Consider the following 15,988-nt stretch of genomic DNA (forward strand, 5'->3'; position numbering starts at 1 on the left):
GAGGCCTCGGCAGTTGCCGGCTATAGCGTTGTGTGGTCGGTGGAGGATTCACCGGTCAGGATGTGATGGTAGTCGCCACCCACCACGGTCATGTTGACCGTGTTGCCTTGCAGGTTTGCGCCCATCACGATCGACTGGTTGAACGAGCTCGGGTCGATAATGGCGTCGGAATGCGCCGTGCTCGTGCCGGTGACGTAACCGTCATGGCCATTGTTCGAGCCCCAGGTGCCGCCATCGCCGCCCGCGCCGCCGTCGCCGGCGGTGGCAATGCCGCCCGCGCCGCCGATGCCGCCCGCGCCGGCAAATGCCGCGCCGCCGAGGGCATCGCCGCCATGGCCGTCAGCCCAGGCACCACTCAATGCGCCGCCGCCGTTGCCGCCCCACGCGCCGGCGAGACCGCCGGTGCTGGCGCCGCCAGTCGCATCGCCATTCGTCGCGTGGCCACCATTGCCGTCGCCGCCGCTGCCGCCGCCGCCGCCATTACCCGCGCCGGTGCCCGAACCGGAGCCCGTGCCCGTGCCGGTGCCGGTGCCCGCGCCGCCAGCCGAAGCGGCGCCGCCGCCAGTTGCGTCAGATGCGCCGCTGGCCGCATTGGCTGCGCCGGTCGTCGCGTCGGAGGAACCGGTTCCGCCGCCGCCACCGCCGCCACCGCCATTGCCGGTGTTGCCGGAATTGCCGCCATCACCGGTGGCATCGCCGCCTGCGCCGAAGTTGAGGATCGGCAGGATGGGCACGAATGCGTCGATGCCGTTGCCGCCATCGCCACTAGCGTTGCCGCCTTCCGAATGGCCGCTGTCGCCGCCCGAACCGCCGTTTCCGGCGTCGCCGGATTGTCCAGAGGCGTTGCCGCTGTCGGCCTTGGCGTTGCCGGTTTCGGACTTGGCATCGCCGCCATCGGCCTTGGAGTCGCCGCCAAGGCCCGCACCCAGGCCAATGCCCAGGCCGAGACCCAGGCCGAGGCCCGTGCCAGCGCCGCCGTTGCCGCCGCTGCCGCCTTCGCCGTTGCCGCCGTCGGCATTGTTCTTGGCATCGCCGCCGTTGCTGTTGCCGCCATCGGCCTTGACGTCGCCCGTGGCATCACCACCCTGCGCGGTGCTGGCGGCAGTGCCACCGGTCCCGTTGCCACCATCGGCCTTGCCGCCCTTGGCGTCGCCGCCATTGCCGCCGTCGCCGCCATCGGCCTTGGCGTTGCCGCCGCCGCCGCCACCACCGCCGGACACGACGCCGTCACCGGTCGTTGCGTGGCCGCCCTTGGCATCGAGGGTCTGGGTGAAAGGTGCGTTATTTGCGACGGTTGCATTCGACAGCGTGTCGTTGTCCGACAGCTTGGCGCTTTGGTTCATGACAAAGGCATTGTTGTTGCCTGGGCCATTCATCGAATTGTTGAGGACGTCGTTGAAATTTACCTCATCACCGGTGTGGTAGCTGATGCTGCCGTCTTTGGTGAACAGCAGGTCGTGAATCGTGCCGCCGGTGTTGTTGATGTCGGCGAAGCGATTGTCGGAGTGGTCGTCGTGGCCAAGGCCTTCAGCCTGCAGGTCAACCTTGACGCCGACATTGACGTCGACCTTGGTGTCGTTCTTGTTTACATTCGAGTTCTTGTTTTCGGATTCGTTCTTATTTTCGTTTTCAGACTTGGTCTCGTTCTTGTTTTCGTTCTTATTTTCGGATTCGTTGCTGTTTTCGTTTCCGTTATTGTTGGTGTTGTCACTCGTGTTGTCGCTGGTGTTGTTGTTGCCGTTGGTATTGTCAGTCGTATTGGTGTTTGTATTGCTGTTGGAGCCGTCGCTCTCTTTGCTGCCGGGATCGTACTCGTTCCCTGCATATTGCAAGCCAAATGTGTTCAGGTTGTTGGAATTGCGATCAGACATCGTCTTGTCCTCGGTTGGGACCGCGACAGCTGGACCGTCTTCATCTTTTACACGGTCATGGGCTTCACGCGGACGCTTTGCCAATTTGATTTGCTGAGTTTGCTGAGATTGTCTGGATCATCATGCCCAGGGGACTCATGGCTGAAGATCCCGCATCGTGTCTGAATGGCCGAGTACCTCCCTGGTTGTGCTGGGTGGCGGTCGGAGTCTTCACAATGCCGTGAACATCTTGCCCTTTTGAACGGCCCCGGATGTCCAATGCTGAAGCCCCGAATGCGCCACGCCCATGCTGACGAAACCGGGGAAGTCTCTCGCTGTGGCTTGAGAATTGTAAGCTAACAGTTCGCGCTAGGCAGTTCGGTGGATCGTGGCGAGCATTGGCTGCGATGATCTAGATATAGCAGCGCAGCCGCGGGTTAATATATTAGCTAGATGCCATATGCGCGGAATTGCGAAGCATTTGCAGAAGCGGGCGGTGGCGCGGGAAATCTTGCGCAAGGCGCGGCGCGGCAATGCCAATAGCTCGTATGACGGTTCGCAGCGCCGGCAAGCCGTTCCAGCGCTATAGCTCAAACGTGCAGGGGGATGTCCCCCAAGAGGCGTAGGCCGTAGCTCGCCCTAGCCCGTCTTGCTTATACCGAACCGTTAACGGCAGGTGTATGGTCGCTGAATAAGGCCCCCATGAAGCGGCTAGTGGGGATATCGCGTGTTTGCGAACAGTGGGCGGGAGACCTCATGTATCGGGTGGCAATTCCCAGCGCGCGCCGCGCTAGTGGAGCAGATGGCTCCGCGCAGAAAGCCTGCAAGACATTGCTGATCGTTGCTCCTGACGATTTCGTGTCGGAGAGCCTGGTCTTTGCGATCGAGCGGGAGTTCCCTTGGGTTGTGGTGGAACAGGTGCCGACCTTGGCGGAGGCCTGTGCGCGCCTCGACTGCCCGGTGGCGCTGATCCTGCTTGAGGCCGGGCAGTTGCCGGCCGTGGCCGGACATTCCGAGCAATTGTCGCAGATGCACCCGGCAGCACAGATCATGCTGATCCAGGAAGACGGGCAGCAACAAGTCTCGATCCGCGACGTGGTGACCGCGCGAAACGTGCGCGGCGTGCTGCCGATGAACCTGAAGCTCGACGTCTGGCTGTCGGTGGTCAGGCTGGTGTTGCGCGGTGGGGAGTATTTCCCGCTGTCGCTGTTCGAGCCGATCATGGGGCAAAAATGGGGTGCGGTTGCCGCCGACCTCGAAGAGCCGGCCAAGGCAAGTCGCCGGCAAGAGAGCGATCCCGACGATTTCGACGAGCTGACGGACCGCGAATTGCAGATATTGGGCATGGTCGCGCGCGGCTTGCAAAACAAGCTCATCGCCGCGGCGCTTGGGCTCTCCGAGCACACGGTCAAGATTCATCTTCACAACATCATCACCAAGCTTGGTGCCCATAATCGCACCGAGGCAGCGGCGATCTATCACGGGAGGCGGGAGGCGGTCAGCGGGAGAGGCGCAAGCACGCCGGCCGTCCCGACGGCCCAGCTGCCGTTGGCATGAGGCGGAAATGCCGCGCTTCCAGGATGTCCTGCTCACCGTTGGCCAGCTCAACTATACCTGGACCAACACGGAGAGCCTGCTCATCTACCTGATCGCCGGCCTGGCCCAGGTCGACAAGGAAACCGCGATCATCATCTTCCTGACGCTGAACACCACGCGCGCCCGGCTCGACCTCGTCGAGCGGCTGGCCAAGATGGCCAAGACGCCGCCGTCCTGCCGGGATGCCGTGCTGTCGGTGACCGATCAGCTGACGCATCAGGGCAAGCTGCGCAACAAATACAGCCATTGCATCTACTCGTTCGACGAGACCGGCACGCGTGCCAGCACCCAGCTGATGCGCATTTTCGACAGCAAGGATGCTGTTCGCTATGGCAAGCTTGAGGAACTCGACGACAACGAGATGCATCGTATTGGCGCCTCGATCGAGGCGATCAGGGACATCAACCGGCAAATCTGGAAGATCGTCGAGGAAAACGGGTTTCCGCATTGAATTCGGAGCCCCGATGCGCGTCCACCAACCGGTTCGGATCGTGATCGAAGCGCAAGATATGTGTCGTCCACCTCACAATGGCTCAATGGGGATACCGCATATTAGGTAGGCGTAAATCGCCCCTTGCGGTTAACTTCTAACCGATTTCAAATGGGTATATTATCAGCGAAATGTTCCCAATGGCGGGAACATTTCATGACCATAGCGCCAGTTTGGGGACGGGCGCATTTTTTCCCTCAGGAGGAAGAAATGACGACGTACCCAACCTGCGCAAGCAGGATCAGCACGATTCTGCTTGTATCATCGGCATTCGCGACGGCGATCGGCTTCAGCGCTCCGGCGTCGGCCCAAAACAGCATCCGTCCACGGATGAGTGACGCCCAATGCCAGCCCCTTACGCGAGGCAATTACCAACTCTGCTGTATCGCGATCAACCGCCGCAGTATCCTGTCGTTTGACCAGTTGGCGCAATGCCCGCCGATCACCACGTCGCTGATCTCGTCGGTGTTGGCTGGCAGCGACCACAATGGCGCCAACGGCCGCAGCGACGGCAATGGCGGCAACGGCGGCAATGGCCGCTCCGGTGGCGGCGGTGGCGATAGCGCCAGCGGTGGCAGTGGTGGAGCAGGTGGCGGCGGTTCCGGTGGAGCCGGGGGCGGTAGTGGCGGAGGTTCCGGAGGTGGTGCTGGCGGGGGTAGCGGCGGCGGTGGCAATGGTGGAGGCGCTGGTGGTGGCGGAGGCGGGGGCTCCGGTGGTGGTGGCAGTGGAGGCGGCACAGGTGGCGGCGGAGGCGGCAGCTCCGGCGGCGGTGGCGGTAATGGTGGTGGTGCAGGGGGTGGCACCGGTGGCGGCGGGGGCAGCAGCTCCGCTGGTGGTAGTGGTGGCGCGGGCGGCGGTGCTGGCGGCGGTTCCGGTGGCGCAGGTGGTGGTTCTGGTGGGGGATCTGGCGGTGGTGCCGGTGGCGGCGCCGGCGGTGGTGGCAGCGGTGGCGCCGGCGGTTGATTTTCGTCTGGAATAAGTTGGGTGGGGGCGAAGGCGCCGGGTGGCATCCAGATTGGTTGCCGCCCGGTGAGCGTTGGAGCAGCCAGTCGCTTTTCCGCTATTTCGAAATCGCCTGATAGCGGTCGTCGGAGAAGGTGGTGCCCATCACCAGGCCCTTGATCCGTGCGCTGACGCCGACCTTGCGCACTTCCTGGAACATGAGAATGAAGGGCGAGCTGTCGGTGTGCACCTTCTGGATCGCCTCATACATCGCCTTGCGCTTGCCCGTATCCTGCTCGCGCACGGCCGCCATGGCATCCGGCGACAACTGGCCGGCGTTCCAGCCGAAGCGGTCGGCAAGGCTGTCGGAGCCGTCCGGCGCATCCTGCTTGTTGACGGCGAAGGCCTTGGCGTTGGAGTGCGGGTCGGGATAGTCCGGTCCCCACAAGCCAAGCCAGATGTCGAGGTCGTGGTTGCGGTAGCGGTCGAGCCATTCCCGGCCGCCGACGATCTGCAGATTGAGCTGGACGCCTGCCCGCGCCATGGATGCCTGGATCGCCTTGGCGAAGTCGGTGAAGGGCAGCGTGTCCCACACCACCATGTCGAGCGAGAATTCGCCGCTGACGCCGCCTTCGGTCAGCAATGCCTTGGCCTTTTCCACGTCGAAGGTGAACGGCTTGTAGGCGATGGCGCCGAGAAAGCCGTTGGGCACAAGCGTCTGGTGCACCTCCATGGTGCCGCGCGAGATGGTGTCGACGATGCCCTGGTAGTCGACAAGGTATTTCATTGCCTCGACCACCTTGGGATTGGCCAGATACTGGTTCCGGACGTTCAGCCCCATATAGTAGATGTTGCCCGAGCGGCCATTGACGACGGCAAGTTTCGGGTCGCTGGCAATGCTGTCGAAATCGTTCGGCCCCAGCCTGTTGGCGATGTCGACCTCGCCCGCCTCGAGCAACCTGCGCTGTTCGGCACTTTCGGCGACATGCCGGATCAGGATGCGGTCGAGTTTTGGTGCCACTTCCCAGTAATTGTCGTTGCGTTTGAGCAGGATCGACTCTTTGGGTTGCCATTTGCTGAGCGCGAATGGGCCGGAGCCGGCGGAATTGTCCGATTTCAGCCAGCCATTGCCATAGTCGCCGTCGATTTCATGTTGCTTGACGAGCTTGGAGTCGACGATGCCGCCTATATAGGACGACAGGCAATAAAACAGGAAGCTCGGCGCATAGGTGTCGGCGATCTCGATGACCAGGGTCTGGTCGTCTAGGGCCCTGATGCGGTCGTCGACATTGTCGGGCGAAAAGCCGAACTGGCCGATGATGAAGGCCGAGCGCGACTTCAGGTGAACCACCCGCCTGAGCGAGAATTCGGCATCCCGCGCGGTCACCGGATTGCCCGAGGCGAAGCGCGCCTTCGGGTTCATCTTGAAGGTGAAGGTCTTGCCATCAGGCGAGATCGTCCAGCTCTCGGCAAGTACGCCGATGATCCTGGTGGGGTCGTTGACGTCGAAGCTGACCAGAGACTGGTATATCTGGCTGCTGGTGAGCACGCCGCCGACCTCGCCAACCTGGCCTGGATCGAGCGTCATGACATCGTCGATGGCATCGGCGACAATGAGCGTGTCTGTCGGCGTGTCGGCAAAAGCGACGGAGGCGGCGAGCATCGCGCCGAACATCGCTGCGGCCATGGCCTTGAACACACGCATGCCTTGTCCCCTCATGAGCCTTGTTGCTGCGGCCCAAATCATCGGCTTGGCGGCGTCGATCAGAAAATCGTCGCAAAGGGCCGATTTGTGAAGTGGTTATATTCTTTATTCTGCATATGGACATGCGATTGGTGTGTGGAATGAAATTCCATTCATCCGGTGTTTTTGCGCATGAAGTTCCGTTGCTGGCGCTAATTTAGGGCTGGCATGCCGTGTCAGTCAGTCCTTGTCGGATTATAAGTGTGGTTGACGCCTGTTTTTAGAATCTTTTTCCTGGAGTTGTCCGATGCGTTTTTCTCTGTTTGCCGCAGTTATTACTGCCGGCTTGGCTTTGGCCACGGGCGCCCAGGCCGAACGCCTGACCGACCAGCCGCTCGTCGATGCTGCCTGGCTCAAGTCCAACCTCGGCAACAAGAGCCTCGTCGTGCTCGACGTTCGCGATGCGGCGAAAGACGGCAACAACCCTTATGCCAAGGGCCATGTGCCGGGCGCGGTCAGCGCGCCTTATGCCACCGCCGGCTGGCGCGCGGAAGTGAACGGCGTGCCGGGCATGCTGCCGCCACTGGAGACGATCACCAAGACCATCGGTGCGTTCGGTGTCAGCAATGACAGCCATGTCGTGATCGTGCCCAACGGCACCGACTCGTCGGAATTCGGCGCTGCGACCCGCGTCTACTGGACTTTCAAGGTGCTCGGCCACGATGCCGTGTCGATCCTGAACGGCGGCGAACGCGCCTGGGAAGCAGCCGGTGGCGAGGTCTCGACCGAAGCAGCCAAGCCTGTGACGGCTGCCTTTAATGGCGAACTCAAGACCGAACTTCTGGCGACAACCGCCGACGTCGAAAAGGCGCGCGCCGACGGCACCAAGCTGATCGACGGCCGCCCGGCAGCTCAGTTCCGCGGCGAGGCCAAGAGCCCGGTCGTCCGCGTTCCCGGCACCATCCCGGGTGCTGCCAACCTCGAAAACACCAAGCTCTACGACGCCGACAAGGCCTCGTTCGCCTCCAAGGACGCTGTCGCGGCGCTTTCCAAGGGCGTTGGTCTCGGCACCGACGAGAAGAACATCGCCTTCTGCAACACCGGCCACTGGGCTTCGGTGGTCTGGTTCGGCCTGAGCGAGATCGAAGGCAACAAGAACACCAAGATGTATGACGGCTCGATGGCCGAGTGGGCCGCCGACCCGGCACGCCCGGTTCAGCCCGGCTCCTGATCGCCAACGAGCGCAGGCCCGAATCGCCAACGAGCGCAGGCCCGAAATCAGAGATGTCCAGGAGCGATCCTGGACATCTTTCGTTGAACGGGCGATGCATCCTCACACTCAAATTTGCGACTGAACTGAAATGACCCAGATTACCGCAACCGCCCCGGCGCCTGCCGCCCGGGTCAATCTCGACAAGGGCCCCGTCATCTTTGTGGCGCTGGCGCTTGCACTCGGAGCGCTTGCCATTGGCGAGGCGATCAGCCCCCGACAGGCGGTATTGTTTGTCATCGGCGGCCTGTTGGGCCTGACGCTTTACCACGCCTCCTTCGGTTTCACCGGCGGCTGGCGGCGCTTCGTTGTCGAAAAGCGCGGCAACGCCATCCGCGCGCAGATGCTGATGATCGCAGCTGCTTCGGTGGTCTTCATCCCGCTTCTGGCGCTCGGCAGCGCCAATGGCCAGGCGCTGGTCGGTGCCTTCGCACCGGTCGGCGTGTCGGTGCTGGTGGGGGCGGCGATGTTTGGCCTAGGCATGCAGCTTGGCGGCGGCTGCGGCTCGGGCACGCTGTTCACCGTCGGCGGCGGCAGTTCGCGCATGCTGGTCACGCTCATCTTCTTCATCGTCGGCGCCGTCATCGGCACGGCACATCTGCCGTGGTGGCTGGCATTGCCGTCGCTGCCCGAGATCAGCCTGGGCCGGACGCTCGGCGTGCCGGGCGGGGTCATCGTCACACTCGTAGGTCTCGGTGCCGTGGCTGCCGCAACCGTGCTTGTCGAGCGCCGCGCCCATGGCGGGCTCGAAAAGACCAAGCCGGCACCGCGCAACGGACTTGCCCGGCTGCTGCATGGTCCCTGGCCGCTGGTCGGTGCGGGACTTGCGCTGGCCGGGCTGAACATCGCGACACTTTTGACCGCCGGCCATCCCTGGTCGGTGACATTCGGTTTTGGCCTGTGGGGTGCGAAGGTGGCGCAGGCGGTTGGCGTGCCGGTCGAAACCTGGGCGTTCTGGAGCTGGCCCGGCCCGGCCAAGGCGCTGGGCTCCAGTGTGCTCGCCGACGTCACCTCGGTGATGAATTTCGGCATCATCCTGGGCGCTGCACTGGCCGCCGGTCTTGCCGGCAAATTCGCGCCCAAGGTCAAGGTGCCGTTGGCCTCGTTCCTCGCTGCGGCCATCGGTGGTGTTTTGATGGGTTACGGCGCGCGACTGTCCTTTGGCTGCAATGTCGGCGCGCTGTTTTCCGGCATCGCCTCGGGCAGCGTGCATGGCTGGCTGTGGTTTGCCTCGGCATTCCTGGGCAGTTTCGGCGGCGTGGCGCTGCGTCCGCTGTTCGGCCTCGATGGGTTCAAGACCAAATGAGCACGCGCAACACACTTCTGTTCGGCACTGCCTTCCTTGCCGCCACTTCGGCGATCGCCGCCGATCATTACCGTTTCGCTGCGGCACCTAGGCCCGTGCCGGCTGCCAGCGCACCGGCAACGCCTTGTGCTGCCGGGTCGCCTTGTGCGGCGGCATCGCCGTGCTCGGCAGCGTCGCCATGCGCCGCATCTTCACCATGTGCGGCGGCGTCTCCATGCTCGGCGGCGCCCGCCCCTTGTGCTGCGATGGCTCCTTGTTCGGCAGCTTCACCCTGTTCGGCTGCACCTGCGCCTTGCGCTGCCGCTTCACCATGTGCCGCGGCACCCGCCGCTTCGCCTTGCGCGCCCCAGCCGCAATAGCGCAAGCTGGCGCAAGGAGGCCCGAGATGGACGAGGCAAAAGCACAAGCGGCGCGCCAGGCGCTGTTTTGCGAGCAGGTGATGGCGAAGTCGGGCAGCAACGTGCTGCTCGAAACGCTGCGCGAAGCCAAGTCCGTTGCCGTCTGGGAGCATTTTCCCTCAGGCGACGTGTTCGACCCCGAGACCGGCGCGCAGTGGTACTACCACAGCCATCCACCGGCCGAGGGCCGGACCGAACATGGCCATTTCCACTGCTTCGTCCGGCCCGAGGGGCCGAACGGGCCGATCCACCATCTCATCGCAGTCGGCGTCGATGCCTATGGCCGGCTGCTGCGCCTGTTCACCGTCAACCAGTGGGTTGTCGGTGACAATTGGCTCGCGGCTGAGGCGACAATCGCGCTGTTGCCGCGCTTCGACCTGCATTTCGCCAGGCCGTCCTATCTGGTCAATCGCTGGCTGAGTGCCGTGCTTGGGCTTTATGCCGAAGAAATCGAGGTCCTGATCCGTGAGCGCGACCGGGTGCTCGCTGCGCACCAGCCTGGAAATGACGCTCCAGCGCGCGACGACCGCGCGCTGGAGGTGACATCCGAACTTGGCGTCGACCTTCGCCAGATGGCCGCCCGCCTCGGCGTCTAAACTCTATCCGCGCAGGATGATCCTGATCGCCTGGTCGAACACCGGGTGCATGCTGCTGGCATAAAACGACAGCCGGTTGCCCGAGCCGGCATTGCAAGTCATGGCGACTGTCAGGCCCGATTTCGGCTCATGCTGCATGACGGTGACGTAGCCCGGAATGCCGCCCTGGTGGCCGTAAAACAGGCGATCGGCATAGCTGCTCTGGAACAGGCCGGCGCCCGTCTCGCGCATACGGGTTCCCGGGAAGCTGACTTCGGCGCGGTTTTCGCTCATCTCGCGAAACAGCGGCGCGGGCAGCAGGCGACCGGAAAACAGCGCCCGCATGAACTTCACCATGTCGCTCGGCGTCGAGACCATATCGCCGCAGCCATAGGCGCCGGAGAAGGGGAAGCTCTCGGAGGAATCCTGCAATTCGTCGGAGTAGGGCAGCACGCCGTCCATGCGCCACATCTCGCCACCCTCGGCGAGGCCGGTCGCAGCATCGTTTGCGGGTTTCGGGCGGTGGTAGTAGCCACGCACCATGCGCTCCTTAGGGAAGCTTTCGGTCGCCGGCGACCAGGTATCCTCAAGGCCAAGCGGTTCGAGCACCTTGCGGCGGACATACTCGCCAAGCGTGAGACCTGAAGCGGCCTCGATCAGCATGCCGGCCAGCACATAGCCGGTGTTGTTGTAGACGGCCGGGCCTCCCGGAGCTGTCTGGCCGCCGACACTGAAGGCGAGGTCGACCAGTTGTGCCGGCGTCCAGGACCGGCTCGGGTCCATGGGGATGTCGTATTCGAATTCGGGCAGGCCGCCGCGATGGTTGATCAGCTGGCGCACCGAAATCTCGTGGGAGCGCGGCAGGTCGGGAAACCATGCCGAGATCGGGCCGCCGAGATCGACCGTGCCTTCGTCGGCGAGCTTCATCAGGGCCGCGGCGACAAAGGTCTTGGTGCAGCTGCCGATCTTGAACAGATGGTCGGGGGACACAGGGATATTGTTCGGGCGGTCGGCAAGGCCCGTGGTGACAGCGACCGTTTCGCCATCGCCGAGCGCGAAGGCAAGCGAGGCACCCACCGCGCCATCGGCGCGGTAGGTTTCGAGCAGACGGTTCAAATCTTCGCGCATGACTGTCTGCCCTTCCTGAGGCGTTGCTATTCGGCGATGTCGACGCCGGCGAAGTTCTGCCGGCCGAATGGATCCATCACGTAGTTGAGCACGCTCTTGCGCACCGGGATCGAGACCACCGAATGGGCGATCGGAGCTTCCGGCACCTCGGCCTTCAGGATCGCCTGCGCCTGGCGATAGATCTCGGCGCGCTTTTCGAGGTCGGCGGTGACGCGGCCTGCCTCAAGCAGCTTGTCGAACGCCTCGTTGCACCAGCGCGAGCGGTTCGAGCCACCTTTCACGCCGTCGCAGGCGAAGGAGAAGGAGAGCATGTTGTCGGGATCGCCATTGTCGCTGCTGCCGCCGAGCAGATAGGCATCGTGCTCGCCCTTGGCGGTGCGGGTGAGATATTCGCCCCACTCGAAGGTGACAATCTCAGTCTTGACGCCGACAGCGGCCCAATCGGCCTGGATCATCTCGGCCATGCGGCGCGCATTGGGGTTGTAGGGACGCGAAACGGGCATGGCCCAGAGCTTGATCGAGACGCCGTTTTCCAGGCCGGCTTCCTTGAGCAGCTTCTTGGCGCCTTCCGGATCGTAGTCGACGGCCGCGTCCATGACCGCGCCCAGCTGCATTGGCGGCACAACGCTCCCGGCAAGAGTGCCGGCACCCTGATAGACGGCATCGACGATGGCCTGGCGGTTGATCGCCTTGGCAAGGGCTGTGCGCACGCGCACGTCGCCCAGCGGCTTGTGCTCGGTGTTGAAGCCGACGGAGCCGATGTTCTGGCCCGGCTGGCTGAAGATATCTATGTCCGGGTTGCCCTTGAGTTCGGCAAGCGCTGCTGCCGGCGGCGGGGCCGCGACCTGGCACTCATTGGCCTTGATGCGGGTGACGCGGACAACCGGCTCGGGCGTGATGGCGAACACCAGCGTGTCGACCTTGGGCGCGCCGTTCCAGTAGTCCTTGTTGGCGGAATAGCGGATCTGGGCGTCCTGCTGGTAGGCCTCCAGCACAAAGGGGCCGGTGCCGACCGGCCGCTGGTCGATCAGTTCGGGCGTGCCGGCGGCGACCATCTTTTCGGTCTGCTCGAGCGACAGGATGGAGAGATAGTCGAGCGCTATGCCGGCAAGGAAGGTGACGTTCGGCGCGGTCAGCGTGAAGCGCACGGTGTAGTCGTCGACCTTTTCGACCTTTTCGATCATCGAGCCCATGCCAAGCCCGTTGAAGTACTCGTAAGAAGCGTTCGCCAGCTTGTGATAGGGATTGGCGGCGTCGCGCTGGCGGTTGAAGGTGTAGAGCACGTCGTCGGCATTGAACTCGCGCGACGGCGTGAAGGTCTCGTTGGCGTGGAACTTGACGCCGTGGCGCAGATGGAAGGTGTAGACCTTGCCGTCGTCCGAGGCTTCCCATTTTTCCGCCAAAGCAGGCCCGACCTCGGTGGTGCCCGGCTTGAACTCGACAAGCCTGTTGAAGATGGTCTTGGCAGCGGCGTCCATGGTGGAATCGGCTGAGGTGAGCATCGGATTGAAGGTCTCGGGGCTCGCCTCCGAGCAGTAGACCAGGGTCTTGGCGTAAGCCTGCCCGCTGAGCAGGATGGTCGAGGCGACAAGCGCCGCGCGCAAAATCATGCCTGAAGATGTCATTGCAATCCCTCCCTGATTTTCTTCTGTCTTGACGTTACCGCGCGGCGGTTCTCCTCCCTCCGCGCCAACATTCTTTCGGACTTAGGTCTAAGTGCTCACGGCGTGCTCGGCGCGCGAACTGGCCGACTGCACGAAACGATCCGGCGCGAGCGCGCCGTAGGTCACACCAAGTTCGACGAGATCGTCGGGCAGCGGCTCGCCGCGCATCAGGGCGGAGCCGAGACGGGCAAGCGTCAGCGAAACCTGGAAACCGTAGCCGCCCTGGCCGCCGAGCCAGAAGAAGCCGGGCAGGCGCGGATCAAAGCCCGCGACCGGTGTGCGGTCGGGCGAAAATGTGCGCAGTCCGGCCCATGGCGTCGAAGGGCGGCCGACATTCAGGCCCGTTGCCTCCTCGATGTTGTAGGCGGCGGTCGCGATGTCGATGTCTTCGGGGTAGGCATCGCAAGGCTCGGAGTCGGTCTCGTCGGCGAGCGAGCCGATCAGACGGCTGGCATCCGGCTTGAAGTAGAAGCGCTCATGCAGGTCGACGACCAGCGGCCAGTTGCGAACGTCGACGCCTGCGGGCGGATCGAACAGGAAGGCCGTGCGCCGCTTGGGCGCGAAACCGAGACCAGGCAGGCCAGCGCGCCCGGCGATGACATCGACCCAGGCGCCGGCGGCGTTGACGACGATGTCGCCTTCATGGATGCCGGTGGTGGTGACAACGCGAAAACCTTGCGGCGTACGTTTGATTTCCAGCACTTCCGCACCGGTGACGATGCTGCCGCCAGCGGCCTTGAGCGCGGATGCCTGGGCCTGGACCATCTTGCCGGTGTCGATGTCGACCGCGCCGGGTTCGTAGACCGCACCGCAGGTTCGTTCCGCTGCGATGGCCGGAACCATGGCCGCGACCTCGTCCGCAGACAGGCGCCGCACGCTTGGCACCAAGGCTTTTTGTTCCTCGGCCAACTGGTCAATGGCGTCGGTGTCGCCGGGGCCGCCGAAGTGCAAGGCGCCTCTGACGTGCTCGACGAAGCCGCCGTCGATGATGGCCTGCCGGCTCGCCACCGAAAGCGCACGCACGACCGTGTTGCCATAGGTCTCGGAAAAAAGGGCGGCGGAGCGTCCGCTGGCGTGATAGCCGAGCTGGGTTTCACGTTCGATCACCGTGACCTCTGCCCATTGCTGGACGGCCGCTGCGAGCGAGAGGCCGGCAATGCCTCCACCAATGACGATGACTTTTTGGGTACGGGAATTGGAATGCATGGCCATTGGTAAAATCATTTTCGAATGCAGTCAATATTTAGCGTATAGGAAAAATGTTGGTGAATCTTGCGGTACGGAGGGAGTTGGAATAGCTACTGAATCACGGGTGATGGAGATAGCCATGTCGGAACAACCGAATCTAGGCGACTGCCTGCGAAACCTCAGGAGGCAGCATGGCTGGACGCTTCAGGATGTCAGCCATCTGACAGGTGTCGCGGTATCGACGCTGTCGAAGGTCGAAAACGACCAGATGTCGCTGACTTACGACAAGCTGCTGCAAATCTGCGGCGGCCTGGGCATCCATGTCACCGAACTGTTGAGCGGCGATTCCAAACAGCCATCTGCGCGCACCCGCCGCTCGATCGCATCGAAGGCAACCACGCTGCGCCAGCTGACCCGGAACTATGATTACTATTACCTCGCCACCGATCTGGTGCGGAAGCGCATGGTGCCGATCATCGCCAGCGCCCGGGCACGCACGCTGGAGCAGTTCGGCCCGCTGACCCAGCATGCCGGCGAGGAGTTCCTGATCGTGTTGAAAGGCGAGATCGAGGTCCACACCGAGCAATATGCGCCGGTGCGGCTCAAGCAAGGCGAAAGCGTCTACATCGATTCCACCATGGGCCACGCCTACCTCTCGGTGGGCGAGGGTGATGCCGAGATGCTGTGCGTCTGCTCGGGCGACGAACCCGACATGGAAATGACGCTCATCAGCCTCAACGATGAAGAGAAGGTCGAGGCCTAAGCGACCCGGCGGCCTTCACGCCACACGGTGCGAACCACGGGCACATGCTCGTCGACCCGTACGCGCACCAGATCCCCCCTACGTCCGGCCTCGATGACGCCGCGGTCGGTGAGGCCGACGGCATCGGCCGGGTTCTTCGACACCATCGCCATCGCCTGCGGCAACGAGATGCCTTCGACGACTTCGCCGAGGAAGAAAGCCGACTGGATCAGGCTGAAGGGGATGTAGTCGGACGACAGGATGTCGAGCAGGCCGTGTTCGGCAAGGGCGCGGGCGGAGACATTGCCCGAATGCGAGGCACCGCGCATGACGTTGGGCGCGCCCATCAAGACGCCGAGCCCGGCTCCCTTGGAGGCGTTGGCGGCTTCAAGCGTGGTCGGGAATTCGGCGACGCGAATGCCTTGGGCGATCGCTTCGTCGACATGGGCCGTGGTGGCATCGTCGTGGCTCGCCAAAACGATGCCGCGCGCGTGGCAGGCGGCCGAGATGACATCGCGGTTCGGCTTGGAGTTACGGGCGGAATCGCCCATGCGCTTGTCGCAGAAGGCCTGGAATTCGACGTCGTTCAGCTTCAGCTTGCGCTGGTAGTAATAGGCATAGGTTTCAAGGTCGACGAACTGGCGCTGGCCAGGTGCGTGATCCATCAGCGAGGCCAGCTTGACGCGGTCGTCGCCGTCGAAAACGGCGAAACTGTCCTGGCAGTCGCCGGCCGAGACTTCGCAGCGCAGGTGGATGAAGTGGTCGGCGCGCACGCGGTCGGCGCGCACGCTGTCTTCGATCGCGTCGGCGAGCAGGCGCATGTCGGTGGAGGTCATGTCGGCGTCTTCGTCCATGCCAACACGCAACGCGTCGAAGACGGTGGTGATGCCGGCGGAAGCCACCTGGGCGTCGTGCGCAAGTACGGCTGCGATCGGGTTCCAGCGCACGCGCGGACGCGGCGCGTAGTGACCTTCGAGATGGTCGGTGTGGAGTTCGACCAGGCCGGGAATGATGAAGTCGCCGCCCATGTCCTCGCCAACCGCGCTCGGGCCAGTGGAGATTTCGGCGATCTTGCCGTCGCGCACGACGATCGAACCGTCGATGACGGTGTCGGCCAGAACCAGGCGGGCGTTTCTCAAGACAAGGTCGGTCATC

Annotated in this window: 13 protein-coding genes; 7 read left to right on the plus strand and 6 right to left on the minus strand. The window is 63.5% G+C overall.

The genetic code is table 11. The annotated features are described in order from the left end of the window. Positions 1 to 20 precede the first annotated feature (20 nt). Entirely contained in the window at positions 21 to 1,871 is a 1,851-nt protein-coding gene (locus AC1RTB_RS08855) for a hypothetical protein (RefSeq protein ID WP_492877855.1), read from the minus strand. A 735-nt stretch (positions 1,872 to 2,606) separates the two neighbouring features. On the opposite strand from AC1RTB_RS08855, the gene AC1RTB_RS08860 reads away from it, so the two are divergent. The 3 genes from AC1RTB_RS08860 (at position 2,607) to AC1RTB_RS08870 (ending at position 4,915) form a co-directional block, all read left to right on the plus strand. Beyond that, the gene (locus AC1RTB_RS08860) at positions 2,607 to 3,407 is read left to right on the plus strand and encodes a helix-turn-helix transcriptional regulator (protein WP_492877854.1); all 801 of its coding nucleotides are present in this window, start codon (positions 2,607 to 2,609) and stop codon (positions 3,405 to 3,407) included. Positions 3,408 to 3,414: 7 nt separating this feature from the next. Beyond that, positions 3,415 to 3,897, plus strand: coding sequence for a hypothetical protein (locus AC1RTB_RS08865; RefSeq protein WP_492877852.1), 483 nt, complete (start codon positions 3,415 to 3,417; stop codon positions 3,895 to 3,897). Between the two features lie 526 nt (positions 3,898 to 4,423). Further along, positions 4,424 to 4,915 carry a hypothetical protein gene (locus AC1RTB_RS08870; protein ID WP_492877850.1) on the plus strand — a complete coding sequence of 164 codons (492 nt, stop codon included), beginning with the start codon at positions 4,424 to 4,426 and terminating at the stop codon, positions 4,913 to 4,915. 81 nt (positions 4,916 to 4,996) lie between these two features. Here AC1RTB_RS08870 and AC1RTB_RS08875 read toward each other — a convergent pair whose 3' ends face one another. Further along, positions 4,997 to 6,583 carry an ABC transporter substrate-binding protein gene (locus tag AC1RTB_RS08875; RefSeq protein ID WP_492877848.1) on the minus strand — a complete coding sequence of 529 codons (1,587 nt, stop codon included), beginning with the start codon at positions 6,581 to 6,583 and terminating at the stop codon, positions 4,997 to 4,999. 286 nt (positions 6,584 to 6,869) lie between these two features. On the opposite strand from AC1RTB_RS08875, the gene AC1RTB_RS08880 reads away from it, so the two are divergent. The 3 genes from AC1RTB_RS08880 to AC1RTB_RS08890 all read left to right on the plus strand — a co-directional run bounded on the left by AC1RTB_RS08880 (position 6,870) and on the right by AC1RTB_RS08890 (position 10,132). Further along, positions 6,870 to 7,793, plus strand: a complete 924-nt coding sequence (locus AC1RTB_RS08880; protein WP_492877847.1) for a sulfurtransferase — start codon at positions 6,870 to 6,872, stop codon at positions 7,791 to 7,793. 130 nt (positions 7,794 to 7,923) lie between these two features. Continuing rightward, positions 7,924 to 9,138, plus strand: coding sequence for a YeeE/YedE family protein (locus AC1RTB_RS08885; RefSeq protein ID WP_492877845.1), 1,215 nt, complete (start codon positions 7,924 to 7,926; stop codon positions 9,136 to 9,138). A gap of 385 nt (positions 9,139 to 9,523) precedes the next feature. Continuing rightward, the gene (locus AC1RTB_RS08890; protein WP_492878194.1) at positions 9,524 to 10,132 is read left to right on the plus strand and encodes a DUF6969 family protein; all 609 of its coding nucleotides are present in this window, start codon (positions 9,524 to 9,526) and stop codon (positions 10,130 to 10,132) included. Positions 10,133 to 10,135: 3 nt separating this feature from the next. On the opposite strand, the gene AC1RTB_RS08895 is transcribed toward AC1RTB_RS08890, so the two are convergent. The 3 genes from AC1RTB_RS08895 to AC1RTB_RS08905 all read right to left on the minus strand — a co-directional run bounded on the left by AC1RTB_RS08895 (position 10,136) and on the right by AC1RTB_RS08905 (position 14,115). Then, a complete protein-coding gene (locus AC1RTB_RS08895) occupies positions 10,136 to 11,239 on the minus strand; it encodes a serine hydrolase domain-containing protein (RefSeq protein WP_492877843.1) in 1,104 nt (367 codons plus the stop codon). Between the two features lie 26 nt (positions 11,240 to 11,265). Beyond that, complete coding sequence (locus AC1RTB_RS08900) at positions 11,266 to 12,864, minus strand: ABC transporter substrate-binding protein (RefSeq protein WP_492877841.1); 1,599 nt, start codon at positions 12,862 to 12,864, stop codon at positions 11,266 to 11,268. Positions 12,865 to 12,951: 87 nt separating this feature from the next. After that, the gene (locus AC1RTB_RS08905; protein ID WP_492877839.1) at positions 12,952 to 14,115 is read right to left on the minus strand and encodes an NAD(P)/FAD-dependent oxidoreductase; all 1,164 of its coding nucleotides are present in this window, start codon (positions 14,113 to 14,115) and stop codon (positions 12,952 to 12,954) included. Positions 14,116 to 14,230: 115 nt separating this feature from the next. Here AC1RTB_RS08905 and AC1RTB_RS08910 point away from each other — a divergent pair, with 115 nt between their 5' ends. Beyond that, on the plus strand, positions 14,231 to 14,854 hold the full coding sequence (locus AC1RTB_RS08910; RefSeq protein WP_492877837.1) for a helix-turn-helix domain-containing protein: 624 nt from the start codon (positions 14,231 to 14,233) through the stop codon (positions 14,852 to 14,854). Here the strand turns inward: AC1RTB_RS08910 and AC1RTB_RS08915 are convergent. Then, a complete protein-coding gene (locus tag AC1RTB_RS08915; RefSeq protein ID WP_492877835.1) occupies positions 14,851 to 15,987 on the minus strand; it encodes an alpha-D-ribose 1-methylphosphonate 5-triphosphate diphosphatase in 1,137 nt (378 codons plus the stop codon). The genes AC1RTB_RS08910 and AC1RTB_RS08915 overlap by 4 nt on opposite strands. Position 15,988: the final 1 nt, after the last annotated feature.

It is taken from the genome of Aminobacter sp. GW821-FHT11F06, assembly GCF_058808215.1.

Bases quoted from the DNA above. Each gene is read 5' to 3' on its own strand.
- AC1RTB_RS08855 (WP_492877855.1), bottom strand. From the start codon at position 1,871: ATGTCTGATCGCAATTCCAACAACCTGAACACATTTGGCTTGCAATAT.
- AC1RTB_RS08860 (WP_492877854.1), top strand. From the start codon at position 2,607: ATGTATCGGGTGGCAATTCCCAGCGCGCGCCGCGCTAGTGGAGCAGAT.
- AC1RTB_RS08865 (WP_492877852.1), top strand. From the start codon at position 3,415: ATGCCGCGCTTCCAGGATGTCCTGCTCACCGTTGGCCAGCTCAACTAT.
- AC1RTB_RS08870 (WP_492877850.1), top strand. From the start codon at position 4,424: ATGGCGCCAACGGCCGCAGCGACGGCAATGGCGGCAACGGCGGCAATG.
- AC1RTB_RS08875 (WP_492877848.1), bottom strand. From the start codon at position 6,583: ATGCGTGTGTTCAAGGCCATGGCCGCAGCGATGTTCGGCGCGATGCTC.
- AC1RTB_RS08880 (WP_492877847.1), top strand. From the start codon at position 6,870: ATGCGTTTTTCTCTGTTTGCCGCAGTTATTACTGCCGGCTTGGCTTTG.
- AC1RTB_RS08885 (WP_492877845.1), top strand. From the start codon at position 7,924: ATGACCCAGATTACCGCAACCGCCCCGGCGCCTGCCGCCCGGGTCAAT.
- AC1RTB_RS08890 (WP_492878194.1), top strand. From the start codon at position 9,524: ATGGACGAGGCAAAAGCACAAGCGGCGCGCCAGGCGCTGTTTTGCGAG.
- AC1RTB_RS08895 (WP_492877843.1), bottom strand. From the start codon at position 11,239: ATGCGCGAAGATTTGAACCGTCTGCTCGAAACCTACCGCGCCGATGGC.
- AC1RTB_RS08900 (WP_492877841.1), bottom strand. From the start codon at position 12,864: ATGACATCTTCAGGCATGATTTTGCGCGCGGCGCTTGTCGCCTCGACC.
- AC1RTB_RS08905 (WP_492877839.1), bottom strand. From the start codon at position 14,115: ATGGCCATGCATTCCAATTCCCGTACCCAAAAAGTCATCGTCATTGGT.
- AC1RTB_RS08910 (WP_492877837.1), top strand. From the start codon at position 14,231: ATGTCGGAACAACCGAATCTAGGCGACTGCCTGCGAAACCTCAGGAGG.
- AC1RTB_RS08915 (WP_492877835.1), bottom strand. From the start codon at position 15,987: ATGACCGACCTTGTCTTGAGAAACGCCCGCCTGGTTCTGGCCGACACC.